Origin of the sequence: Propionivibrio soli (assembly GCF_025770765.1) — a bacterium.
GTDB classification, from domain to species: domain Bacteria; phylum Pseudomonadota; class Gammaproteobacteria; order Burkholderiales; family Rhodocyclaceae; genus Propionivibrio; species Propionivibrio soli.
In genome coordinates this window covers 414,108-437,999 of sequence record NZ_JANZKY010000001.1, presented here as the reverse complement: position 1 = coordinate 437,999, position 23,892 = coordinate 414,108, and the positions used below count along the sequence as shown (strand labels likewise).

The 23,892-nt window shown below is 62.2% G+C and carries 29 protein-coding genes; 23 read left to right on the top strand and 6 right to left on the bottom strand.

Annotated features, from left to right (window positions below; genetic code table 11):
- The first annotated feature begins 28 nt into the window (after window positions 1–28).
- Entirely contained in the window at window positions 29–361 is a 333-nt protein-coding gene (locus NZ453_RS01975) for an STAS domain-containing protein (RefSeq protein WP_263768604.1), read from the top strand.
- 20 nt (window positions 362–381) lie between these two features.
- Here the strand turns inward: NZ453_RS01975 and sctV are convergent, their stop codons facing one another.
- From sctV to sctW, 5 genes are read right to left on the bottom strand one after another with little or no spacing between them, the layout of a single operon-like run.
- Complete coding sequence (sctV, locus tag NZ453_RS01970) at window positions 382–2,487, bottom strand: type III secretion system export apparatus subunit SctV (protein ID WP_263768603.1); 2,106 nt, start codon at window positions 2,485–2,487, stop codon at window positions 382–384.
- A 2-nt stretch (window positions 2,488–2,489) separates the two neighbouring features.
- Window positions 2,490–2,846 (bottom strand): type III secretion apparatus assembly chaperone SctY, encoded by a 357-nt coding sequence (gene sctY, locus NZ453_RS01965; protein ID WP_263768602.1) that lies wholly within the window; start codon window positions 2,844–2,846, stop codon window positions 2,490–2,492.
- A gap of 31 nt (window positions 2,847–2,877) precedes the next feature.
- On the bottom strand, window positions 2,878–3,285 hold the full coding sequence (gene sctX, locus NZ453_RS01960) for a type III secretion apparatus assembly protein SctX (protein WP_263768601.1): 408 nt from the start codon (window positions 3,283–3,285) through the stop codon (window positions 2,878–2,880).
- A 30-nt stretch (window positions 3,286–3,315) separates the two neighbouring features.
- Window positions 3,316–3,711, bottom strand: a complete 396-nt coding sequence (locus NZ453_RS01955) for a type III secretion system chaperone family protein (RefSeq protein WP_263768599.1) — start codon at window positions 3,709–3,711, stop codon at window positions 3,316–3,318.
- A complete protein-coding gene (gene sctW, locus NZ453_RS01950; protein ID WP_263768598.1) occupies window positions 3,712–4,821 on the bottom strand; it encodes a type III secretion system gatekeeper subunit SctW in 1,110 nt (369 codons plus the stop codon).
- A gap of 245 nt (window positions 4,822–5,066) precedes the next feature.
- On the opposite strand from sctW, the gene NZ453_RS01945 reads away from it, so the two are divergent.
- From NZ453_RS01945 to NZ453_RS01885, 13 genes are all read left to right on the top strand, one after another.
- The gene (locus NZ453_RS01945; protein WP_263768597.1) at window positions 5,067–5,540 is read left to right on the top strand and encodes a type III secretion system chaperone; all 474 of its coding nucleotides are present in this window, start codon (window positions 5,067–5,069) and stop codon (window positions 5,538–5,540) included.
- Window positions 5,541–5,584: 44 nt separating this feature from the next.
- Window positions 5,585–8,326, top strand: coding sequence for a regulator of G-protein signaling domain-containing protein (locus NZ453_RS01940; protein ID WP_263768596.1), 2,742 nt, complete (start codon window positions 5,585–5,587; stop codon window positions 8,324–8,326).
- A gap of 34 nt (window positions 8,327–8,360) precedes the next feature.
- On the top strand, window positions 8,361–8,828 hold the full coding sequence (locus tag NZ453_RS01935; protein WP_263768595.1) for a CesT family type III secretion system chaperone: 468 nt from the start codon (window positions 8,361–8,363) through the stop codon (window positions 8,826–8,828).
- A 2-nt stretch (window positions 8,829–8,830) separates the two neighbouring features.
- Entirely contained in the window at window positions 8,831–9,289 is a 459-nt protein-coding gene (locus NZ453_RS01930; RefSeq protein WP_263768594.1) for a type III secretion system chaperone, read from the top strand.
- Window positions 9,286–11,085, top strand: a complete 1,800-nt coding sequence (locus NZ453_RS01925; protein ID WP_263768593.1) for a patatin-like phospholipase family protein — start codon at window positions 9,286–9,288, stop codon at window positions 11,083–11,085. Before NZ453_RS01930 ends, NZ453_RS01925 begins: the two co-directional genes overlap by 4 nt.
- A gap of 154 nt (window positions 11,086–11,239) precedes the next feature.
- Window positions 11,240–11,527 (top strand): hypothetical protein, encoded by a 288-nt coding sequence (locus tag NZ453_RS01920; protein WP_263768592.1) that lies wholly within the window; start codon window positions 11,240–11,242, stop codon window positions 11,525–11,527.
- Between the two features lie 132 nt (window positions 11,528–11,659).
- Complete coding sequence (locus NZ453_RS01915; RefSeq protein WP_263768591.1) at window positions 11,660–12,250, top strand: hypothetical protein; 591 nt, start codon at window positions 11,660–11,662, stop codon at window positions 12,248–12,250.
- A gap of 64 nt (window positions 12,251–12,314) precedes the next feature.
- Window positions 12,315–12,860, top strand: coding sequence for a hypothetical protein (locus NZ453_RS01910; RefSeq protein WP_263768590.1), 546 nt, complete (start codon window positions 12,315–12,317; stop codon window positions 12,858–12,860).
- 63 nt (window positions 12,861–12,923) lie between these two features.
- Complete coding sequence (locus NZ453_RS01905; protein WP_263768588.1) at window positions 12,924–13,466, top strand: hypothetical protein; 543 nt, start codon at window positions 12,924–12,926, stop codon at window positions 13,464–13,466.
- Window positions 13,467–13,489: 23 nt separating this feature from the next.
- Window positions 13,490–13,999: a SycD/LcrH family type III secretion system chaperone gene (locus NZ453_RS01900; RefSeq protein WP_263768586.1), complete on the top strand. Its 510-nt coding sequence runs from the start codon at window positions 13,490–13,492 to the stop codon at window positions 13,997–13,999.
- Window positions 13,996–15,279 carry a type III secretion system translocon subunit SseC family protein gene (sctE, locus tag NZ453_RS01895; protein WP_263768585.1) on the top strand — a complete coding sequence of 428 codons (1,284 nt, stop codon included), beginning with the start codon at window positions 13,996–13,998 and terminating at the stop codon, window positions 15,277–15,279. Before NZ453_RS01900 ends, sctE begins: the two co-directional genes overlap by 4 nt.
- Before the next feature lie 30 nt (window positions 15,280–15,309).
- The gene (sctB, locus tag NZ453_RS01890) at window positions 15,310–16,266 is read left to right on the top strand and encodes a type III secretion system translocon subunit SctB (protein ID WP_263768584.1); all 957 of its coding nucleotides are present in this window, start codon (window positions 15,310–15,312) and stop codon (window positions 16,264–16,266) included.
- Between the two features lie 10 nt (window positions 16,267–16,276).
- On the top strand, window positions 16,277–16,765 hold the full coding sequence (locus NZ453_RS01885) for a SycD/LcrH family type III secretion system chaperone (protein WP_263768583.1): 489 nt from the start codon (window positions 16,277–16,279) through the stop codon (window positions 16,763–16,765).
- 10 nt (window positions 16,766–16,775) lie between these two features.
- Here the strand turns inward: NZ453_RS01885 and NZ453_RS01880 are convergent, their stop codons facing one another.
- Complete coding sequence (locus tag NZ453_RS01880) at window positions 16,776–17,018, bottom strand: hypothetical protein (protein ID WP_263768582.1); 243 nt, start codon at window positions 17,016–17,018, stop codon at window positions 16,776–16,778.
- A gap of 201 nt (window positions 17,019–17,219) precedes the next feature.
- Here NZ453_RS01880 and sctI point away from each other — a divergent pair, with 201 nt between their 5' ends.
- From sctI to sctR, 9 genes are read left to right on the top strand one after another with little or no spacing between them, the layout of a single operon-like run.
- Window positions 17,220–17,648: a type III secretion system inner rod subunit SctI gene (sctI, locus tag NZ453_RS01875; protein ID WP_263768581.1), complete on the top strand. Its 429-nt coding sequence runs from the start codon at window positions 17,220–17,222 to the stop codon at window positions 17,646–17,648.
- The gene (sctJ, locus tag NZ453_RS01870; protein WP_275983005.1) at window positions 17,645–18,430 is read left to right on the top strand and encodes a type III secretion system inner membrane ring lipoprotein SctJ; all 786 of its coding nucleotides are present in this window, start codon (window positions 17,645–17,647) and stop codon (window positions 18,428–18,430) included. The genes sctI and sctJ overlap by 4 nt, the downstream gene beginning before the upstream one ends.
- A 2-nt stretch (window positions 18,431–18,432) precedes the next feature.
- Entirely contained in the window at window positions 18,433–19,101 is a 669-nt protein-coding gene (locus NZ453_RS01865) for a SctK family type III secretion system sorting platform protein (protein ID WP_263768580.1), read from the top strand.
- Window positions 19,071–19,712 carry an HrpE/YscL family type III secretion apparatus protein gene (locus NZ453_RS01860; RefSeq protein ID WP_263768579.1) on the top strand — a complete coding sequence of 214 codons (642 nt, stop codon included), beginning with the start codon at window positions 19,071–19,073 and terminating at the stop codon, window positions 19,710–19,712. The genes NZ453_RS01865 and NZ453_RS01860 overlap by 31 nt, the downstream gene beginning before the upstream one ends.
- A 9-nt stretch (window positions 19,713–19,721) precedes the next feature.
- Complete coding sequence (gene sctN / locus NZ453_RS01855) at window positions 19,722–21,050, top strand: type III secretion system ATPase SctN (RefSeq protein WP_263768578.1); 1,329 nt, start codon at window positions 19,722–19,724, stop codon at window positions 21,048–21,050.
- Between the two features lie 7 nt (window positions 21,051–21,057).
- Window positions 21,058–21,573: a type III secretion protein gene (gene sctO / locus NZ453_RS01850; RefSeq protein ID WP_263768577.1), complete on the top strand. Its 516-nt coding sequence runs from the start codon at window positions 21,058–21,060 to the stop codon at window positions 21,571–21,573.
- On the top strand, window positions 21,570–22,172 hold the full coding sequence (locus NZ453_RS01845; protein WP_263768575.1) for a hypothetical protein: 603 nt from the start codon (window positions 21,570–21,572) through the stop codon (window positions 22,170–22,172). The genes sctO and NZ453_RS01845 overlap by 4 nt, the downstream gene beginning before the upstream one ends.
- Before the next feature lie 6 nt (window positions 22,173–22,178).
- Complete coding sequence (gene sctQ / locus NZ453_RS01840; protein ID WP_263768574.1) at window positions 22,179–23,243, top strand: type III secretion system cytoplasmic ring protein SctQ; 1,065 nt, start codon at window positions 22,179–22,181, stop codon at window positions 23,241–23,243.
- A complete protein-coding gene (gene sctR, locus NZ453_RS01835; protein WP_263768573.1) occupies window positions 23,240–23,887 on the top strand; it encodes a type III secretion system export apparatus subunit SctR in 648 nt (215 codons plus the stop codon). Before sctQ ends, sctR begins: the two co-directional genes overlap by 4 nt.
- The last annotated feature ends 5 nt before the right edge of the window (window positions 23,888–23,892 follow it).

Sequence of the window (23,892 nt, the reverse complement as noted above, 5' to 3'; positions counted from 1 at the left end):
ACTTCGCAACCGCCAAACGGGTATTGCCATGAGGCTGGAAAAACGCAGCATCGACGACATTCTGGTCGTGCAACCGATCGGCCGCCTGGACAGCACGAGTTCTCCCGAACTCGAACGCGTACTCGTCGAGAACCTGGATGCCGGCACAAAGCGGCTGTTGTTCGATTTCTCGAGCCTTGACTACATCAGTTCCGCAGGCCTGCGCGTCGTCTTGCTTGCCGGCAAACGGTTGCGGCCAGTGCAAGGCAAGATGGCGCTTGTCGGCATGCGCGACGTGGTACGCGAGGTGTTCGAAATGAGCGGCTTTCTCAGCCTCTTCGCCGTGGCGGATACCGTCGAGGACGGCGTCACCAAGGTCTGAGGCAATGCACCTGCGAGGGCTCACAGCTCGACCCTCGCCAGCGGCTGGATGTTGATTTCCTGCGTCAGATCCTGGTAACTCAGGACCGGAAGATCGTAGAGATCCTGCTCGATCATCTTGCGCAGGTAGCGCCGGATATCCATCGAGGTGAGCAGCACCGGTTTTTGTGCGGCGGCGGAAAGATCGCCGACGGCTTTCTTGATGTTTTCCACCAGACGTTTGCCGATCGCCGGGTCGAGCGCAAGGTAGCTGCCGGCACTCGTCTGGCGGATCGCGGTGCGTACGGTGTCTTCGACGTTGGGTGCCAGAAGATAAGCGGCAAGAATATTCTGACCGCTCGAATACTTGTAGCAGATATGGCGTTTGAGTGTCGAACGCACGTATTCGGTGAGCAGGACCGAATCCTTTTCTTTCTGCCCCCATTCGATCAACGCTTCCAAGATTGCGCGCAGGTTGCGCACGGAAATGTCCTCCGAGACCAGACGCTGCAGAATTTCGGCAATCTTCTGGATCGGCAGCACGCGTGTCACTTCCTTGATCAGGTCGGGGAAGCGGGCTTCCATGGCGGAGAGCAGGAACTTCGTCTCTTGAATGCCGATGAAATCCGACGAGTATTTGCGCAGCACAAACGCCAGATGGTAAGTGAGTACCTGGCTGGCATCCATGAACGCGATCCCCGCCTTGGCGAGCAGTTCCTTGAGGTCGGACGAAACCCAGATCGTCGGAATGTTGGGCAGGAACTTCTTGTCTTCCTCGTAGGCAATCTGTAGCGCATCGAGATTGCGCGTGTTCTCGTGTACCAGCAGGTAGCCGGGTCGTAGTTTGCCCTGCGATACGGGCACCTCGGCGAGCATGATCGTGTACGTTTCCGGGGGCAGGTTCTCGTTGAAACGCAATTGAATGCCGGGAAACGGCACACCGAGATCGAAGTAGAGCGCGCGCCGTATCTTGAGCAATTCCTCGTTCAGCACAGCGGGGTCGAAGCTCGCTTTCAGGCCGGCCGCCACGTCCATCAGCAGCGGCACGGTGGGCGCAAATTCTTCTTCCGCCGTCGCCGGCGTTTTGCGGGCAGGCGCGGCTGCTGACTGCAGGGCTGGCACTTCGGTCACCTCGCCGGTCTTTTCATTGACGACCTTGCGCGTGCCGCGCAGCAGAACAAAGCCGACGGCGCCGATGGCGATGGATAACACGCCGAATACCGGGGTCGGCATGCCAGGGATGATTCCCATGCCGAGTGCGATGACGGCGGCAATGACCAACGCGCGGGGCTGCGCGAGCACCTGGCCGCCGATATCCTTGCCGACGTTCGAAGGGCCTCCCTCGTCGCTTTGAACCCGCGTGACGATCATGCCGGCACAGATGGCGATGAACAGCGCAGGGATTTGCGCGATCAGGCCATCACCGATGGTGAGGATTGAGTATGTCTTGACCGCCTTGGCGGCGGTCATGTTGCGCTGGAAAGTGCCGATGATCATGCCGCCAAGCAGGTTCACGGCCACGATGATGAGGCCGGCGATGGCGTCGCCCTTCACGAACTTCATGGCCCCGTCCATGGCACCGTAAAGCTGGCTCTCTTTCTCGACGTTGCGGCGGCGGCGACGCGCCTCGTCCATGTCGATCGTGCCGGCGCGCATGTCGCCGTCGATCGACATCTGCTTGCCCGGCATGGCGTCGAGCGAGAAGCGAGCGGCCACTTCGGCGACGCGCTCGGCGCCCTTGGTGATGACGACGAACTGAACGATGGTGAGGATCAGAAAGACGACGAGACCGACGACGAGGTTGCCGCCGACGACGAAATTGCCGAACGTATCGATGATGTGGCCGGCGTCGCCTTGCAGCAGGATCAGACGCGTCGTGGCGATCGAGATGCCGAGTCGGAACAGCGTGGTGACCAGCAGCACCGACGGAAAGCTCGAGAACGAGAGCGGCGAAGGCAAGTACATGGCTACCATCAGCAGCATTGCCGAGATCGTCATATTGGTGCCGATCAACACGTCGACCAGCCAGGTTGGCAGCGGCAGGATCATCATGAAGATGACCGAGACGAGGAAGATGGCAAGAACGATGTCGTTCCGGCTCGTGGCCAAGACGACAATACGTTGCATGCGGGCTTCGAAGGCCGACATCGCTATCCCTTCATGATCTGGCCGCCCACCGGGATCGGCGCCGCGGTACGGAGTTGCAGATAGGCGCGCATCGCCGCCGCGGCTTCATCCTGACGGTCCAGCGCGCCGAGCGCCTGTGCCCGCAACAGGTGAAAAGCGGCGTCGGCCTGCCCGGCCATCGCCAACCGGTCCAGGGCATCGAGGGCACGCTGTGCCTTGCCGCTGCGGATCTGGGCCAGGGCGAGGGCGCGCAGCACCTGCCCCTGGCCTGGCGCGAGCCGGTCCAAGGCGGCAAAAAGAACGGCCGCCTTGTCGGGGCGGTCGTTCTGCATATAAACGTATCCGAGCAGCGCGAGAAAGGATTCTTCTTCCGCCGTCATCGCCAGCCGTTTCCCATTCGTCGTTCCTTGTTCATCCCTTGTGCAGGGCGGTGCGGTAGTCGTTGAGCAAGTCGCGTAGCGCCTTTTCGTCGCCGAGCAGGCGTGCGGCGCGGTTGAATAACTTAAGGGCGTCGGGGTCGCTCTCGCGGACCTTATCCGCCGCGTCTTGCAGGGCGCGCAAGGTGGAGTCGTGCGCGCGCTGGAAGTTAGCCGGCAGCAGCAACTCGCCACTGTCGAGTTCCGGGCGGATGCTATCGGCAAGGAAGGACTCCATGTTGGGCAAGGCCAGCAGTGTGTCGAGCAGCGGCCGCTGCGTCTGCTCTGCCGGAGTCAATTCCTGTTGTTCCGGCAGCCCGCCGATCTGCGAAGCCGCGACGTGGCTGATGCTGTCGATCCCTTGCGAGAAGAAATTGCCGCTGCCGATGCGCACGTCAGACATGATGGATTCCTTTCATGGTCGTCACCGACTTCAGCGGCTCGCCGCCAGATCGGCGAACCAGCGGCCGAGATAGTCGACCGCCTGACCGAGGGTTTGCACGGTGAATTGGCGCTCCGGCACGCGGACGAGCATCAGCAGCATCGCCTGAGGGCCATCGCCGCGTGTGGCGACCTGGATGGCGTAAGGGCCGCCGCGCGTCTCACGAACCTTCTCCAGAGCGGCCATACGTAGTCGGTCGGCGTCGAAACCCATCGGTTGGCCCAAATAAACGAGCACTTCGTCGGACGAACCGCGGGTTACGGCCTCGACGGCCAGCAGCCCGCCCGATTCAAGGCGCAACTGCGCGACTCCGTGCGTCCCGGGGGCGAAGCCGGTGAGGCCGATTTGCCGGCCGAATTCGGCCAGGGTTTCGTGGACCCAGTTCACCTATTCCTCCTCCAGATCGATGGCACGGTCGAGCGCTTCCTGCGAGGCGTTCAGGACCGCCTGGCGCGCATCCGCGTCAGGGAAGATCTTGACGGGCAGTTCGCGCATCAGGGCGCGCACGCCGGCCTGGAACGCGATCTGGGCCCCGACGTCGCGGACGCCGAATTTCTCGGCCAGCGCGGCGAAACGGCTTGCGCTCACCCACTTTTCCCCGGTGACCGCAACGAGCTCCTTCATAAGCGCCGCGGGGTCGACACCCGGCGTTGCGTGTTTAGCGGCGAGTTCGCCGGCCAGCTTGCGGCATCCGTCGACCACCGTCGAAGCAACTTCCAAGTGATAGAGATCTTGCACCAAAGACTGCAGTCGGTTGGCGTCGACCGACGGCCGCGTGGCGGCGAGGTCTTGCCCGAGCGCCTTGATCAGCCCCTGTAATCCGCGCACGAAGCCTTCGCCGCTCTCGCCCCCAAGCTTGCTGACCACCACTGTCAGCGTTTGCGCGAGGGACGCTTCACCGAGAACGACGTCCTGGTAAGCGTCCTGGAAAGCCGCAATGCCTCCCGGGCCGGCAGCGAACTCGCTTGCTGCGCCGATGGTGTTGAGGTCGCTGCGGATTTGCGGGCCGTATTCGACTTCGAGATCGGCGAGCGCGTCGAGCAACTCGTCCAGGATTTCCGGCGCGGTCCCGTTTTTCAGCCCGTCCTGCGCGGCGTACTGCAACAGCATGTACTGTTGTGTCGGATCGCGGCTTTCCCGGCGCGCGAGCTCGCGCGGATTTCCTTGGCCCGATTGCAGCTGCTTGGCGACGCGGGTGAGTTCCTGTGGGTTGTCGAGCAGCTTCGCGGCTTCGAGGTAAGCGGCGATCTCATCGATATGCATCAGATCGATCGGCTTCTCTGTCTCCACCTCGCGCTCGTCGAGCGACTTGTGTTCGAGCTTTTCAGCGGCGTACAGGCTCAGTTCCTCGGCGGCGTCGGTGAGCACCGAGGCGGCATCCTCGGGCACCGCCGATTGTCCGGCAAGCGTCCCGATACCCCCCGTTCCCGGTTCGGCCGTGGTCGATTGCGACGAGAACTGGGGCGCCGCTGCCTGGCTGCCGTCTATGCGAATCATGGTCTTGCGTGTGAATCCCCGTAAAGCCGCTGCTGATCGTTCGCCAGCGGGCGTCAAATTAGTAACAGCTGCCAGCAAGCGGTTCCATCGGTCGCGCCTCGATGGTGGTTCTCTTCGTAGCAGGCGACAAATGGATACAAACTGGAACCGCCACGCCTCCACCGTTACTTACCGGTCATGGAATAACGGGCATCCACAGCCGCATTCCTACCCTCCAACCAAACACGACCGTACGGGAAATCGACATGGACAAACGCGTAGTGGCAAACAAGCTGGTCGCCGACTTTGGCAAAACGCTGACGGTACCGAATCTCGAACTCGATGCCCAAACGAATAGTTGCGTCCTAGTTTTCGACGGCGAACTGCTGCTCAATATCGAGTACGACGCCGCTGTGGAACGCTTGGTGTTCTCGATCTACCTCGAGGAACTGCCTAAGGAGGGCGCGGAACCCCTGCTGCGCGAACTCATGGGTGCCAACCTCTATTGGCACCGTACGCGCGGCGCGACGCTTTGCCTCGAGGAAGGGACCAACGGCGTCATCCTCGTCTATTCGCGCAGCGTCAACGAACTCGATGGGCCCGGTTTCGAAGCGCTGGTGGAGAACTTGGTCGGGCAGGCCGAAAAATGGCGTCGGCGTATCAAGGAATCTGCTCCGGCGGTGGCCCCGTCTGCCGCTCCGGTGCTTGGCGATACCGGGTTCCGTCCCATTTTCGGATAGGCCCGCCAGGCCCACGCCGCCAAAAACAAGAAGAGGAGATTTCGATGGCCATCAGCCAGTACGCGGGTACCGTCAGCAATCTGATGCGGACCAACCACGGGGGTGATGTTCTACTCCAACAGTCCACCGGCGGCATAAAGGCCGACCTACCGGTCAACCCACCGGGCAAATGGACGCATTTCAAAGCCGCCCTTTCTGGGCTTCCTTTGCTTGGCTCGTTGGGTAGCTTGCAGCGGGCGCGGGCGGAAGTCGCGGATTATCCGGTCAGGCTCGCCGAGCAACAGGCCTCGTCGCGCCGTTTCCTCAATGGTTTTGCGCAGGACCTACGCGCGGCGTTCGGCTGCGACATTGCTGACATGTGCATGCGCGACGTGGATCAGACGGGCGGCACGCCGATCACGGCGCGCAAGGTGGATGAAGTCCTGAAGCAGGCGGAGCGCGCGCAGCAGGTGCGCCGTTCGCATAACAATATGGCAGTGATGCGCTTCCTCGAAAGCCCGTTGCAAGGTGCGGCTCATGTGCCTGGCGAAACGGACATGAACGGCGTTTTCCTTGACCGCGATATGCAGCTCAATGGCGCCACCTCATGGCAGGAAGCGATGGGCGCGCCGGCGGCCAAGTTCGTTACCGCCTATGTGCAAAAACAATGTGAAGCGTTGCCCGAACATTCCCAAGGGCGGGTCAGCAACGAACAGATGGTGCAGGCGGCCAGGAATGCCTTCGACCTTTATCAGGAGCTGAAGAGCCTGCCGGGTATGACGGAGGCGCGGCTGGCCGATATTGTCGGGCGGGCGTCGCAGAAAGCCCCGGCGGCCGAAATACGCGACGCCGCGCGCGAGTTTGCGGTGGTCGCCGATATGAAGACCAAACTTGACCGGCACGATCCAGGTTCCATGCTGTCGCGAACGGCTGCCGACGTTGCACATCGGCACGGCATGGCAACGATCCCGGACGCGGTCCTGAAATGCATTGAGGGCAATGTCACCGAAGGCTTGTCCTATCGTGTCGGCGCGATGCCTGCCGAGTTCGGTTGTGCAGATGACGCCGCGTCGATCATGACCGCCCTTGCGCCGCGGCTGGAGATGAAAACGCGTTTGGCACTCGAGGAGCACTGCGCGGCGCTGCAAATGATCGAACAGTCGACAACGCTTCTGCCGGATCAGAAGGAGATTCTGCGCGGCATAGCGGCTTCGCGCCGGATCGACCGGACGCAGGTGGCCCAGTTCGAACGTCTCGCCCAGGGGATGGCGGCCGGTGCAACGAGTATCGGAACAGACCTGCAGGGTCAGAATTTCGAGTCGGCACTCGATACGCTCGGGGGTCTGGTACAGGCATTCGGGAACGGCATCGTCGCGATGAAGGAGGCCGGGGAGGCCGTCTGGGAATCCGGGAGCCTGGCAAGCGGCGAGATGGCGGACGAATTGATGTGGCAATCGCTGCAACTGGCCGCTGCCAGCATGACACCCGCGCAAGCGCAAACACTGTTCCAACGCCTGACGGGGCCGAATGGCCACCAGTTGATGCAAGGCCTCATGCAGACACTCGATATTCAGCTTGCGGTGCAGGCGCCGTTGCTCAACGGTCTGGTACAGGCGCTTGGCCAGCGCGCCGGGATGACGCCAGAACAGGCAGCCAGCGCCGCCAGCCAGTTACAGAGCAATCGAATCGCCCCGAATGGGTTGCATCGGCAGTTGGCGCCCTTCGTTCTTCCTGAACGCAAGGACGTTTCAGCGGGCTTCCTGGCGACGATGAAACTCGAACAGGAAAGGCCGCTCAGCCAAACCGAGCGAACAAAGCTCACCACGTTACCGGGGGGGCACATCATTGGTCGCTCGTTCGTCGACGACGTCGCGCGCACGTTCGATCCGAAGATGCCCGACGGCTCGTCGATGGTCGACAGGACAAATTGGGACACGATTTCGCCGGATGAGCGCCTGCAACGCATCGAGGCCGGGTTCGTGCGGTTGATCGACCTCTGCGGTGGCGACGAAGAACGGGCACGCACGTTTACCCTGGTGGCTCACCAGGGCATGGCTGGCGGCTTCCCCTTCGCTTGTGGCACCAATCCCGACGAGAGCCCAACCCGTCTGCCGGACGGCCGCCCTATCGTTTTCGACCAGGCGGGACAGGGAGTTAGTGAGCGTGATTTCAACATTTCCTTCGTACACGATGACGAAGGAAATCTGACGCTGCATTTCGAGTATCGGCTGCGTCATGCCGACCATGCCATGCTTCCGCAACAAGGCGAACCGATCTGGCTCGATCCTCAGGCCAGTTACGTTTCGTACAGCTACGACGCGGCGATGGCGGACGACGGCCATCTGGAAATCCTCGGTAGACCGACCTGCAAGTACAACGTCCAGGCTTTCACTGACTGGCCGGTGCACGACTATCCGCCTCCAGGCGGGCTTGAGTTGCGCGATCTCGCTGGCGCGGCGTGCCACGACGACCTGCATGCCTTTGCGCGCCGTGAACTCAACGAGGAAAACCTGCTCGTGCTCGAGGCGATGACCGCTTTCCGTCAAAACCCGACGATGGCCAACGCCATCGCGCTAAAGCAACAGTTTCTTGATCCCGACTCGCCGCAGCAGGTGAATGTCAGCCACGGGCAACGTGCTCCCTTCGTTCGCGCTTTTGATCAAGCGGTCACGCAAGCGGCCGGTAACCCGAACGCTCTCGTCGACCCGATGCTCTTCGACGGCCTGCAGACTGAAATCACCCACCTCGTGGAAACCGACATGCTGCCGCGCTTCAAGGCCGCGATGATCGCCCAGCACGCGAATTGAAGGCGACCGGCAAGAACAGGGGAGGAAACGCGTGATGACTACAAAAGATTTGCACATTCTGAGCGAAACGATTGCCGGGTTGGCCGGTCTCGGCGAACGACCGGCGGAGTTCGAAGACGGCGAGAAATTCCGTGCTCCGCTGGATGACGAGAACGGGGTCTGGCTCGCCTACAACGTCGACGCCGAGCGCTGGGTTCTCAGCGCCGACGCCTCGTTGAGCACGGCGTCCGAGGACGACGCGGCGGAGGCCGCCGAGCGTCTGCTGCGCATGAGTTTCGACAGCCGCTACACCGCCGGCCACATGGGCGCCATCGATCCGGACGGGCGGCTGTGCTGCGCGGTTGCCTTGCAGCAACTGCCGGGCGAGGCGAGCGAGGCCGAGCAGCTCATGGAGCGCCTCCGCAACGCAATCGACGGTTTCGGCCACGGGCACGAACAGGCGAACCCGGCGCATGTCGCCGACGAGCCGGAAACCTTCGCGTCCAACTGGATAAGGGCCTGACCATGATCGAATTTGCCAATGCCGACTTCGCCCGGTTCGCATGCGCTCTCGATGAGGGAATCGTTCCCTCATCAAGCAATGCCTTCGAACTGGTTTTTGACGATGACCTGACTGTTGCCGTCGTCCTGCATCCGAACCAGAAGCGCGTCCTTTCCGAGCTTTTCGTCTGCGATGCGGCTCGGTTGACCGGACCTATGCGCCGTGCGGTAGTGCACGCTTTGCTCGCCATGAACCATGTCGGCCTGCTTGGGCGGCGGTTCGTGTGCGGCTTGGATAGCCGCAGCTTCGTCACCTTGGTCGGCGAGATCGGCCTGGAAGACCTCGACGCCATCAAGTACGCCAATCATCTTAACTACCTGCTGCGCCAGGCGCGGCGGGTCCGCGAACTCGTGCGTAATCTGTCGATGCAGGGCGCCGGGTTCTCGTTTGCTCTTCAACCCGCGGTGGGAGGTGCGCAATGAATCCAGGATCCATCACTGGCCAGGGAGCGGTCGGCGCAACCGCGGCGTGGCAGGCTTCGGTGTCGCAGGCGGACAAAAGCCAGGGGGCTTGGGTGGCCTTCAAGAGATTCTTCACGCGGCCAACCGTGTCCACGGCAACGCTGATCAATACCGTCGAGACGTTCAAACAGTCGTTCAAGGAGCAGACCGACGCTCTTGCACGCTCCCTGCCAGCGTCCGTCTCGCCCGAGCACCGCGAGGGCTTCACCCGTCTGGCGGCAGAGATGATGCAGCAGATCGCGCTGGATGCCATGCACGGCGCTGAGCAGGATGCGGTCGAGCGTGGCGACGGAAGCCTCAGCGAAGGCAAGCTGCAGCAAACGGTGCGTACGGCCAACGCCAAGGCGCAGGAGGCATTGCGCAGCCTGAAGTTGCTGCAGGTCGACCACCGCTTGGCGGCGGGTCAGCATGGCGACGTTCGGCCCCAGGTCCTGCCCCGCTACGAGGGCGGTCGCATGGACGGCTATACGCTCGTTCGCCGCGCGCCGCAGATCGAGAATCTCGTGTTGCGCGGTGGGGGAGCAAAGGGGGTCGGCAACCCCCCGGCGCTGGTGGAAATGGAGCGCGCCGGCCTGCTCTCGGGGCTCGAACTCGTCGTTGGCACGTCGGCCGGCGCGCTCACGGCGGCGGTGCTCGCCTCGGGCATGAGTGCGACGGAACTCAAGACGTTTACCGACGGCCTCGATATGGGCTCGCTCAAGGGTAAACCCGAACACTACGCCACCAAGTACCCGACCGTCGGCGTCAGTCTGACCGGTTTCCACGCCGGAAAAGCCCTGGAAACGATCGACCGCCAAACGGCCGGCTCCGTAGCCGGCTATCTGAATGCCGAATGGGCGAAGCCTGCATTCCAGCAACGTCTGACGCAACTGAGGACGGAGGGCAAGCTGAGCGAGGCCGACTGCCGGCGTCTAGACGCTTTGCGTACGCAGAACTACGACACCGACCGAACGGCGCAGATGATCACCTTCCATGATCTGGAGATCCTGCATCGCATCGAACCCGGGAAATTCAAGCAGCTCACGCTGACCGGCTGGGATTCGACCCACGGGACGGAGACATACTTTCGCGCGGCCAGCCACCCCAACATGCCGGTAGCAGTCGCCGCGCGCATTTCGATGAGCATTCCGGTGTTTTTCGCGTCGGTGCACTACGCCCCGCCGGGAGAAAGGCACCGTAGTTGGGCCGACGGTGGCATTGGTAGCAACATGCCGGCAGAGGCCGTCTATGTCCAGCGGCGTGGTGTCGACGAAGAGGAAACGGCCGCGCGGACGATGTTGATGACCTTCGATGAAGATGGCCGGGCCTACACCGTCCTGCATGGACCCAAAGACCAACGCGAGAAGAAGGCGGATTTTCTTGAATCGGCGTTGAGCGGCAACCCGCTGCTGACTCAAACGCAGAATGCCGACCGGAAAAAGATCCACGACGCCGGGCCGAATGCCTTCGTCGTCTTCCATGGTGACATCGGCACGCTGGACATGGGCGCTTCGCAGGAGCGCGTCGCAGCGGCGCAGGCCATGTCGCAACTCAAGACGTTGGAAATGATCGAGCAGCGCATGGACCAGGCATATGCCGTGCAAACAGACTCGCTCGAAGAGGCCGTCGTCATGATGAGTCCGAGCGACAAGCAGGCCATCCTCGACGGCGGGGCGCCGAATCCGGTGTCCTACCCGCGTGGTGCGGATGACGAGCAGTACCGGATCGACGCCCGCATCTGGGGGCTGCTGCAAGCGGAGGTCGATGAAGGGGGGTGACCGTCGAACCGGCGGAAAGCGTTCGGCGCCATGACGAAGAATTCAGCTGAAAGTGGAACCCGCCGCTCGCCGGTGTTACTTAACGGGTGTAGGCAGCAAGGGTTTTGAACCGGGGTAAAACCCGACCAAAGGACTAACTCGAAGGAGAAAAAGAATGTCGATGGATGACGACCGCGTAGCACGCATCGTGGCGGAAGCCGAGCAGATGATCAACGAAATCCAGCACCAGCTCGACGCCGGAGAAGACTTTTTCCGCGAGCAGGGTATCGACCGGCAAAAAATGCGCGATGCCGTCGGCCCGAAAGAGAAGGAAGAGGCCGAGCGCCTGTTGGCCGACGATCTCGCTGCCGTCGAACGCGAGGTTGCTGAAGGCAAGGCCCGGCTGGCGTTCAGTACGCCGCAGGCGACGAAGTCGCCGGCGCGGCACCGCACGATGATCTAGGGCTGGCGGATGCGCCCGTTGCTGACATGGCCGACGTGTTGAAACGGGGCAGCGGTGGTCTCCGCGATTTGACTGGTCGCGGCGCGGACTGTGGGTGCGGAAGCGAAAAGGGAACCGAACGGAGAAACGACGATGACTTCACCAATTAGCATGGCCCCGATTTCTGCGGAGCAAATACAGAACATGGACCTCGAAACGGCCATGATGGCTGTTCAGACAGATCGTGCCAACAACCTCGAAGTGCAACTCAAGGAACAGTTGAAGGGGGTAGCCGACCGCAACAAGGAAATTGCCACGCTCAACAAGTTGCTGACTGAGCTTAAGACGGCCCGTCCGGGCGGAGGCGATACGGATAAGCGTGGCGACATCAATCTGGATTTGTACAACCGGGCCATTGCGGCAGGCCTCACGATGCCAACGGGTGGCGATGCCGTTCCCCAAGAGCATGACAGCCAGACGATTATCGGTTACAGGACGCTGCCGTTGGGCATCTCCCTACCGATATACGGCAAAGAAACGAAGTACGAGCCGAAGCAAAAGACCTTTGACGTCTGGTCCGAGGAGATCAAGGGCAAGATCGATGCCATGAGCAGCAGCCAGCAGATGGACATGCTGCGATTGCAGAGCCTGAGCAACAAGCGCAACGAGGCGTTCGAAATCATGACGAATTTCGTCAAGAAGATGTCCGACAGCCGCGCCTCCATCGTCGGCAATTTGAGATAAACGAAACGCGGAAGCTGGCGCTTGGCAGCCTCCGTTCAACAACCGAAAAGTTCAGAGGATCGAAATGAGTACACCTATCACCATGGGCGGTGTGTCAGCGGCCCAACTGCAAAACATGGATCTCGAAACGGCGATGATGATGATTCAGTCGGATCGGGCCAGCAACCTCGAAGTGCAGCTAAAGGATCAATTGAAGGGGGTCGCTGACCGCAACAAGGAAATCGCCAATCTGAACAAGCTGCTGACCGACCTACGCAGTCGGCGTCCATCGGGCAATGACACCGATAAATGGAACGATCTGGGCGGGACCAAGGCCGAGGGCCAAGCCCTGTATGCCCGAATCAAAGAGGCAGGATTGACCATGCCCACTGGCGGCGATGTGGTGGACGAGTCGGGTGGCAACGGCATCTACGATGCCAAGCAGAAGACGTTCGACGTCTGGGCTGAGGAAATCAAGGGCAAGATCGACGCCCTGAGCAGCAGCCAGCAGATGGACATGCTGCGGTTGCAGAGTCTGAGCAACAAGCGCAACGAGGCGTTCGAGATCATGACCAACTTCGTCAAGAAGATGTCCGACAACCGCGCCAGCATCGTCGGCAACATGAGATAAGGAAATCGGGCGTCGTCGTCTCGCATGGCGCCCCTTCCGACCGGAAGAGCACAGAGGACTGCAATGACTTCACCGATCAGCCCGCGCGACGTTTCACCGATCCAAATACAGGGTCTGACTCTCGAAGAAGCGATGATGAAGATGCAATTGGATCGCGCCGATGGCCTTGAAGTGCAATTGAAGGACTACATGCAACGTGTTAGCGATGGCAATGGTGAAATCGCCGGCATGAATAAGTTATTGACTGACTTGCGCAGTTTGCGCCCTTCCGGCGACGCCGCCGATCAGCGGGCCAATCTGGGATCGTCGCAGCAAGCCGGTCGCGACTTGTGCCAGCGGATCAAGGACGCCGGCCTGACGATGCCAACGGGTTTGGATGAAGTCAGTGAAGCGGGTACCGGCATCTACAGCGCCAAGCAGAAGACGTTCGACGTCTGGGCCGAGGAACTCAAGGGCAAGATCGACGCCAAGGCCAACAGTCAGCAAATGGATATGTTGCGACTGCAGGGCATGAGCAACAAGCGCAACGAGGTGTTCGAGATCATGACCAACCTCGTCAAAAAGATGTCCGAGGCCCGCGCCACTATCCTCGCCAATTTCCGCTGACATCTTCAATAAAGGAAAGCGTAATGGACACCATCCAGCAAGCCCCCGCTCCCGATCTCGATGCGATCATCGCGCGCGTGACCGAAGCTTTCACGAACGGCGCAACGCTCGGCGATCTGCTCGGGTATGACGACACCGATTACGAGGCCTTGTACGCCTTGGGCCACAGTTTCTACGCCCAGGCGCGCTACCTTGATGCGCTCAAGGCGTTCGGGTTCCTCGTGATGAACAATCCGCTCGAGCGTCGTTTCGTGAACTCCTACGCCTCCTGCCTGCAGATGCAGAAGCGTCACGAGGACGCGATCGCGTTCTACGGTCTCGCGTCGATGATGGAAATATCAAACCCCGGTCCGATCTTCCACACCGCCGAGTGCCTCATCGCGCTCGGCCGGATACCCGAGGCGGTCGATGCGCTCAGCATTGTCGTCGGGCTGTGTGAGAAACCGGATCAGGAAGCACTGAAAACGCGTGCTCAAGCGATGCTCGATCTCCTCAAAGCGCCACAATCCGAAAACGGGAGGAACCCCGAATGACAGGCGTATTCGTAAATTCGCCGTCCAGCTTCGGCACGGGTAATTTTGCAGTTGCCGACACGGACGCCAACGCGGCGGCCCAGCAGCTATCCAAGCTCTCCACCGCCATGCTCGAAGAACTGCAGCAGAAAGCGCTGCAGTACATGAAGAGCAACACGACCCAACAAGGTAACGCAACGCCTGGGGTCGCCGATGCCAACGGAGCACCCGAGATCGACGGCGTAAAGATCAGCTTCTCGGCCGAGGACCTCGGCGATGCGTTGCGCATGCTGGGTACCAAAACCCAGGACGCGCAGTTGAAATCCGCCAAAGAAAGCCTTGAAACTTCGAAACTGAAGATGGCCGAGAGCCACAAGAAGGCCATCGAGAAGATCGAGGAATACGCTAGGCAATGTGCCGAAGCTAAGCACGCGTCGATCTTCAAGAAGATCTTCGGCTGGATCGGCAAGGCGCTGGCGCTCGTCGGCGCGGCCATCGCCACGGGGCTGGCAGCCGTTGCCACCGTTGCTACCGGTGGCGCGGCAGCACCGGCGCTCGCTATCTCCGCGATGTGCCTGGCGGCGGCTACCATCTCGATGGCCAGCGCGATCAGCCAGGAATGTGGGGGACCGCCTCTTGAGCTTTCATCACTGCTTACTAAGGCCATTGGCGCGGCGCTACAGGCGTGCGGTGTTCCAAAAGAAAAGGCTGAAAGTATCGGCAAGATCGTGTCCGGCGTCGCCGCGATGGCGCTCACGAGCGGCGCTGCTTTGCTGATCGATCCTCAATTCGCGACGAACGTAGTCGCAGGCAGCATGGAACTCGGCGGCGTCGACCCGGATACCATCGCCAAGGTGTCGATGGCAGTGACGATCGCCACTACGGTGACCGTCGGTGTTGTTGCCGCCGTTTTGAGCATGGGCGGCAGTGCTGCAGGGTCGGCAGCCAATATCGCCGGCAAGACGGCGACGACGGCCTCTCAAGTCGGCAGCAGAGCCGCCGGCATTGCCCAGGGAGCGACGCAAGTCGCCTCAGGTGCAGCGGGGGTGGGCTCGGGCATCGCCCAGATCGAGGAGTCGAAAGCCACCAGCGGAGCCGAAAACGCGCTTGCCGACAAGAAGAAGATCGATGCCATCACCATGGCGCTCATGAAGGCCATGGAGGAAGACTCCGAAGAGATGAAGAAGGTCATCAAGCAGATCGAGGAGTCGTTGCAGAGCATCAGCGACCTGATCGCCGGATCGGCGCAGAGCCTGTCCGACATCACGGCCAATCTCAAGGGCGGCCGCGCGGCGGTCTGACCCGGAGTGAGCGAGAACAAGGGGAACACGATGGCAATTACAAGCGTAACGGCTGGTGGCCAGCAGTACAACATCGAAGTCAGCCAGGAAGGCGGCGTGAAGACGACCGACGAAGCGTCGATCACGAAGGCGGTGACCGACATCACGCCGGAGCTGCTCAGCCAGATCGAGCACCGCCTGCTCAAAGACGGCGTCGCGATCAAACTCGCCGATGGGCGGACCGTCACCAGCGAGGAACAGCTCGATGCCTTGAAGCATCTCGAGAGCTTCAACTCGGGTGATGTATTGATCGACAGCATGGAACTCATGAAGGTGTTCCAGCAGTGTGCGATGACGATGCGCAAGGCTGGGCGCGAGCAGCGTGCGGCCGAGCTTTCGTCGCAGATTTCGGCTCTGAACAGTGCTGCCGACGAAATGAAGAAGGCGGCAGCTCAGCACCTGGCAGCGGGAATCGTGCAGGGCGCTATGGGTATCGCCGCCGGTTGCGTGCAGATCGGAGCGGGGGCTGTGCAAATCGGCCAGGCGGGTACGGCGCTGGATGCCGGTACCGAAGCGGCGAAGACTACCAAGTCGTTCGATGAAGCCACCGCCAAGTCGAAGCAATTCCTAGCCGACGGAAACGAGGCGTTGAGCAAAACCTATGCGGGCAAGGCCAGCGGACTGAAAGCGACTGCCGCGGAACAGACCGCCGAGGCGAGCTACTGGGGCAGCAGGGCGCAGGCCACCGGGCAGATCGGCACGGGGGTTTCGCAAGTCGTTTCGTCTTCTGGCGGCATTGTCAGTTCGGTGCTGACGTATCAGGCAGCCGAACATGAGCATGCCAAAGGGAAGCTGGAGGCCGAAGCCAAGGTTCACGAAGCCGGCGTCGAGCATGCCAAAGAAATGATGCAGCAAGCGCTCGAAATCATCCAGGACGTGAAGGACAAGATCGCCGCTATCCAGCAGGCACAGGCCGAAACCAACCGCGGCATCGCACGCAACGTTTGAGGAGACCGTTATGGACACGACTACCGAAAACACCACTGTTTCCGACGCGATTGCCGATCTGAAGGCGCAACTCGACGCGCTGCCGTCGTCGAAGCGTCTCACCTCTTCCGACACCGAGACGATCTACTTGATCGCCCATAATCTCGTTGCTCAAGGGCGCTACGCCGATGCGCTCAAGCGCTTCGGCTTCCTTACCCTGTACCGTCCGACGGAGGCTAAGTATCTGGCCGGGCTCGCTCTGTGCAACCAGATGCTGGGGCGCTACGACGAAGCGGTGGCCAACTTTGCCTTCGCCGCCAACATCGAGCCCGACAATCCCGAGCACATGCTGTCGATCGCCGAATGCGAACTGTTGCGCCATTCATTTGCCGAGGCGCGTAAACTGCTTGAGCTCGTCGTCCGCTACTGCAACGAAAAAGGCGGCTTTGAGAACACGCGCGAGCGGGCCGAGGGAATGCTCGCGCTGATGGATAAGAGGACAGAACCTGTTTCAACCTGAAGAAATCCGCCTACTCACGGAAGTAGGCTTCCTCGCTGCGGGGGCTGGGGACATCCGACGCGCCGAAATCATCTTCGGCGCGTTGGCGCGTCTGCGCCCCCAGCGTGCGTTTGCCCATATCGGGCGCGCCATCGCGCATGCGAACGTTGGCCGCCACGATGAAGCCGCCCACATCCTGGCCGATGCGCTGGCCCATGTTGAGGATAAGGACGAACGCGCCGAGCTCGAGGCTTTCCGTGGATTCGTTCTGCATCTCGCAGGCCGGACTTCGGAAAGCGTCCGGGCGCTGAAGGCGGCAGGCAATGTCAGGCTGGCACGGGCGATGTTGGGGCAGGCCGGGCCGACCTGCGACGGTACGACAGACTGAAACACAAAGAAGCACAAACGAGAAAACGCATCAGGCGGCAGTTGATACACGTGGTGAACGCCCGCCGCGACAACATGATGGGGGTGCATGATGGATATTGCCGGTGTGGGGATGGCAATCAATGTAGCGACGACACAGACGACTCCGGCCGTAACCGCGGCGGGCGCGCCTGACGCGCTGGCGACCGAACGCTTTGCGGCGATCATGCAGGCCGATCCGGCGGCGACCGGCCAGGCGGCGCAGATGGTGCAGAGCGGTCAAGCAGCCCTTCCCGCCCCGCAGGCGACGGGAACCATGGGCGAGCGCATTCTCAACGGGCTCAACAACCTGTCGAGCGACTTCCAACAGTCATGGAAGAACGTCAACGATGTGCTCGACGGCGGCGGTACGCTGACGACTGCCGAGATGCTCAAGCTGCAGATGAACCTGACGCAGATGTCGATTCAATATGACCTCGTCGGCAAGGTATTGAGCCGGTCGACCTCCAACATCGAACAATTGGTCAAGATCTCATGAGGACAGGAATCAAACGGGTCGTGATCCGCTATTGCCTTGTCGCGGTTGCCGCGATCCTCGTCGCGGCCTGCGGCAGCCGGGTCGAGTTGATGGCTAGCATGCCGGAGGAAGAGGCCAACGAAGTCATCGCTGCCTTGATGAATGCCGGTATCGCGGCCAGCAAGATTCCCGGCAAGGAAGGCATGGTGGGTCTTTCGGTCGAGGCGTCGCAGGTTGGGCGTGCCGTCGATCTGCTCCGTGCCAAGGGGTTGCCGCGCGAGCGCCACCCCGGCATGGGCGACGTTTTCAAGAAAGAGGGTCTGATTTCGTCTCCGCTGGAAGAGCGCGCCCGATACATCTATGCCCTGTCACAGGAGCTGCGGGACACGCTGGCGCAGATTGACGGCGTCATCACGGCGCGCGTGCACGTGGTGCTGCCCGAACGCAACAGTTCGGGCGAGCCTCTGACGCCGTCGACGGCGGCCGTCTTCATCAAGCATCAGGAAGGCTACAACCTCGACACCGTACAGCCGCAGATCCGCAAGCTCGTGACGAACAGCATTCCGAGCCTGTCGCCCGAGCGCGTGTCCATCGTTCTGATTGGCGCGCAGACGCCCCCGGCCTCCGGCGAGAACAAACCGACGGAATCCGCGGCTGCGACGGGCGGCGTACCGGTGGCCGTTGCCGTTGTCCTAGCCGTTTTGGCACTGCTGAGCACGGCGTGCGCTGGATTTCTGGCCTGGAAGTTCTGGCTGCCGGCTCGGCGCCAAGCGGCAGCCGCCGGCAACGAGGGCGGGCACTGAGTATGACGGGCAGCAACCGCGCACGCGGATTCCGGCATCCCTTGGCCGGGTCGCTGCTCGCGTTCTGTCTGCTGCCTAGTCTCAATTTGCATCCCGCACAGGCGGCGCAGTTCGTTCCCGACGTTGTACGGGACGCGGACATCGCGTCGCCTTTGCTGCACCGGCTGTGGTCTGCCGAGCTGATGCGTTCCTTGGACCTTGGTACGGTGACGAGCTTCGATGACCCAGTGCTGCCGATTGCCATGCTGCCTGCCGACCGGTTGGCGGCCTTGATTCCACTGGCCGGTGCGACACTCGCTGGGCAGCGCTTTCGCCGTTGCATCGCGCGCAACGATGTACAGGTGTTGCGCGAGCAGATCGGCGATGCGGTGCTTGATTTCGTACGGCATCGGGCGCCGGCGATACACCCGGGGCTTGATCACGACACCTTGGCGTGGCCGTTGAGCGCCGCTGGCGAACAGGTGGGTGTGCTTGGCAGCGCCTTGCTTGCTCGCGCCTTCTCAGAGGCGGCTCCGCCCGTCGCACGCCGCGCCATGTTGCGCCTGTCGCCCGATGCGCCCGGCAACGTCGAACGTTTGCCGTTACGACCCGCCGAGGCACGCCAATGCGCGCTCACCCTGCTTCAGGAAATTGATCCGGTATGGCTTTCATCGTTCCCCGTAACCCTTTAGAGCCGGCGCGCCGCTTTGCCGTCGGCATCGACCCGGCCACCAAGGTGCTGAGCACCGAGGAGGTGTACGCCTTGCGCGATGCCGAGCAGATCGTCGCCGAAGCGCGGCAGCAGGCTGAGCGAATCGTCGCCGAGGCGCAGAGCGCTTTCGAACAGGAACGACAGCGCGGCTATCAGGAAGGCCAGGAGGAGGCACGCCTGGAGCAGGTGGAGCAGATGATCGGCAACATCAGCCGCACGGTGGACTACTTCAGCAAAGTCGAGGGCCAGATGGTTGACCTCGTCATGCGCGCCGTACGCAAGATCGTCGACGGGTTCGACGACAACGAGCGCGTGCTGATCGCCGTCAAGAGCGCGCTGTCCGTGATGCGCAACCAGAAACAGATCACGTTGCGCGTCAATCCGCAGCAGGCCGAGATCGTCAAGTCGCGGCTCAACGATATCCTCGCGGCATTCCCCGGCGTCGGTTACATGGACATCGTTCCCGACCATCGACTGAAGGCCGACGACTGTATCGTCGAGAGCGATATCGGGATGATCGAAGCAAGCCTCGAAGGCCAGTTGCAGGCGTTGCGCGGCGCCTTCGAGAAGGTTCTCGGGAGCCGGATCTAGGGCCGCGGCATGCACCAGTTCGAGCACATAACCGAAATGATGTCGCTGGCACTCGACGCCACGCCGACGCTGCACATCAAGGGGCGCGTGACGCAGGTGATCGGCACGATCATCAAGGCCGTCGTGCCGACCGTGAAAGTCGGCGAGGTGTGCCTGCTGCGCAATCCCGGCGAAGGCTTCGAGATGAAGGCCGAGGTGGTCGGCTTCGTGAAGGACGCGGCGCTGCTCACGCCGATCGGCGACATGTATGGCATCTCCGGCGCGACGGAAGTCATTCCGACCGGCAGCGCGCACATGGTCCCAGTGGGCAGCGGCCTGCTTGGGCGGGTACTCGATGGGCTCGGCCGTCCGCTCGACGCCAAGGAGCGCGGCCCGCTCGAGGTGAACAAGTTTTATCCGGTCTTTGCCGATGCGCCGGACCCGCTCAAGCGCCGCGTTATCAGCAAGCCGCTCGAACTCGGCGTGCGCGCCATCGACTCGGTACTCACCTGTGGCGAGGGGCAGCGCATGGGCATCTTCGCCGCCGCCGGCGGCGGCAAGTCGACGTTGATGGGCATGCTCGTGAAGGGCGCCGACGTCGATGTGACCGTCGTGGCGCTGATCGGCGAACGCGGCCGCGAAGTGCGGGAGTTTCTCGAGCACGAACTCGGCGAGGAAGGCCGCCGGCGTAGCGTCGTCGTCTGTGCAACGTCGGACAAGAGTTCGATGGAACGCGCCAAGGCCGCCTACGTCGCGACGGCCGTTGCCGAGTATTTCCGCGACCAGGGCAAGAAGGTGCTGTTTCTCATGGACAGCGTTACGCGGTTTGCGCGCGCCCAGCGCGAAATCGGGCTCGCGGCCGGCGAGCCGCCGACGCGCCGCGGCTATCCGCCGAGTGTGTTCGCGACGCTGCCGCGCCTGATGGAACGCGTCGGCATGAACGACAAGGGATCGATCACCGCCCTATACACCGTGCTCGTAGAGGGCGACGACATGAACGAGCCGGTGGCCGACGAGACCCGTTCGATCCTCGACGGCCATATCGTTCTCTCGCGCAAGCTAGCCGCCGCCAACCACTACCCGGCGATCGACGTGCTCGCGTCCGCATCGCGGGTCATGAACGCGGTCGTCGAGTCGAAACACAAGGCGGCTGCCGGCCGCTTGCGCGAACTGATGGCCAAGTACGCTGAAGTCGAACTGTTGGTAAAGATCGGCGAATACAAGCGCGGCGCCGATCCGACGACCGACGAGGCCATCGATAAGCAGGAGCGTATCCGTGACTTCCTGCGCCAGAAGACGAACGAGAAATCGACGCTCGAACAGACCGTCGAGGCGCTCGAAAAACTGGTCGGAAGGTGACGTTGCCATGGCCGCCAACGCCTTCAAAGAGATTCTCTCCATCAAGGACTTCCGCGAGACACGCGCGGAGCTGGCGGTACTCAAGCAACGGCAGGTGTTCCAGGCGGCGAGCAAACAGCGCGACGACGAGGCGCAGGTGCTGAGCGAGTTTCGAGAATACGCGCTAGTGCACGAGCGTGACCTCTACGGCGAACTGTGCCGGCGCATCGTCCGACTGCGCGACATCGAGGACGTGCAGCACGAAGTCGTCAGCCTGCGCAGCGGCGAGCGCACACGCGAGAAGAAGCTTGAAGACGCCGAGCGGGCGCTTGTCGCCGAGCAGAACAAACTTGAATCGACGCGCGAAGAGCATAAGCAGGCAACGCGCATGAAACAGAAATTCGTCGAGCTGGTGCAGGTTTATTCGGACGAGGAACTGAAGGAATTCGAGCGCAAGGAAGACGCCGAAATGGAGGAGGTCGCCGAACTGCGCCGCGACCGCGCCGACTGGGACGATTATCAGGATCAGGATGAGGCGGCATGAGTACCGATCGCCGCATCGATCTCGATCTCTCCTCGCCGGGGTTGCAGCGGCAAACATTCGGTTCGCCGGCGGAGGGCCGTACACCGGCCGATCGGCCGCCGCCCGACGCGCAGGCCGAGCAGCGGTTCAAGGAGGCGCTGGCGGGCGGGGACCCGGGGGGCGCGAAGGCCGGCGACAAAGCGGCGGGTGAAGGCTTCTTCGGAGCAACGGACGTCCCGTCGCCATTCGCCTTGTTCGGCAGCAAGGGCTCGTCTTCGGAAGCCAGCGCCAGCCGGGGTGCGCATGCCGAGCTTGCGATGCACCTCGGCGGCGAAGTCGAGCGCCTGATGGTGGGTGATGGCCGCAGCGGCAATCGACAGGTGCGCATGGAACTGAAAGACGACCATCTGCCGGGCGTGACGGTGTCGATTGAGGAATGCGAGGGACGGCTGCAGGTGGACTTCATTTGCCGCGTAGAAAGTTCGCGTCTTCAACTCAACGAGGCATTGCCGGAGCTGGCTAGCACGCTTGCACAGCGGCTGGCGCGCGACGTGTTGATGCGTGTGCAGACGGACGACGAGGAAGATCCTCGTCTGATCGAGTGCCTGGGTACGGTATAGAGAACAATGGATGCCAATCACACCGCGGTTCGTCCGCACAAGCCGTTCCGCCGCTTTACCGGCAACGAGGCGCAGGCGCGCACGCTGCTCGCCCAACGCGCCGTCGAACTGTCCGTTCCGCTGGGCGGCGAGGAATGGCTGCTCTCGCTCGTTCCCGTGCTGGAACGCCCGGGCGACATCGCAGGCGAATGGCGGGTCGACGCGCAGTGGGCCGGTGCGCCGGTCCTCATCACGCTGCCGGGAAATACAGCGATCGCGTGGGTGGAAGCGCGTTTTCCGGAGCTTGATCTGCCGGGGCTGCCGTCGCCCTTCGCGGCGGCGGCACTGCAAGAGGCGTTGACCGACGCCGTGCAAGCGATTGTCGCGCTCGGCCGTGGACCGGCACAGGTCGACCGCCTCGATGCTTCGCCGGCTTCCGGGACGGCGTCACCGGGACACCCGCCGGTACACCATTTCCTGCTGACCCTGCACCGCAATGGTCAGGCCATCCACGGCGCACTATCGACCGATTCGCTCGGGTTGATGTTGATGGCCGGCGCCGTCGCCACGCTGCCGCCCGTCGTGAACGCGATCGACGAGGACGCGCTGCCGATACGGCTGCGCGCCGAGATAGGGCGCACGGCGCTGTCTGCAGAGGCACTGAGCGGCTTGCGGGGCGGCGACACCGTCCTGATCGACGATTGCTGGATCAGCCAGGGTGGTGAGCTCTGGCTGGGCCAGGACCAATTCGGCGTGCGCGCCCGCTGTGAAGACACACAACTCGCGATTACTCAAGCTTTCACGGAGATTCCACTTGCCATGGCCGCCAACGAATCCGAAACCCGGGGCGACGCCGCGCCGGCACCGCTCGCCAGCATTCCCGTCCGCGTGACTTTCGATCTCGGTGAACGCACGCTTTCGCTCGGCGAACTGAAAACCCTGCAACCCGGGCAGACGCTTGATCTTGGCCGTCCACTCGGCAGCGCCGTCAGCATCCGCGCCAACGGGGCGTTGATCGGCCACGGCGAACTCGTCGAGGTTGACGGGCGTCTGGGCGTGACGATCGCCTCGCTCGCGGAAAGCGGGTCATGACCAGCTTCGACCCCATCACCCTCGCGCTCGTTCTGGCGCTGATGGCGCTCTTGCCGACGGTTGTCGTCGTGACGACGTCGTTCCTCAAGATCGCCATCGTCATGTCGCTGATTCGGAATGCGCTCGGCGTGCAGCAGATACCGCCGAACCTTGCCCTCTACGGAATGGCCCTGATCATTACCGCCTACATCATGGCGCCGGTGGGCAACGGCATTTACGAGCAGACGTTGCATCAGCCGGCAGCGATGAAGAGCATCGACGGCCTGATGAGCGGCATTCAGAAGGGCGCCGATCCGTTGCGCGAATTCATGCTGCGCAACAGCCGCGGTGAGCAGCGGAATTATTTCGTGCAAACGGCGCAGCGCCTCTGGGGACCGAAGCTCGCGGCGGACATAAAACCGACCGACTTCATCGTCCTGATGCCAGCGTTCCTCGTCAGCGAATTGACGTCGGCCTTCGAGATCGGCTTCCTGCTCTACCTGCCGTTCGTCGTCATCGACCTGATCATCTCCAATATCCTGCTCTCGATGGGCATGATGATGGTTTCGCCGGTGACCATTTCGCTGCCGCTCAAGCTCTTCCTGTTCGTCATGGTCGACGGCTGGTCGCGGCTCGTGCATGGCTTGATCCAAACCTACGCTTAGGAACA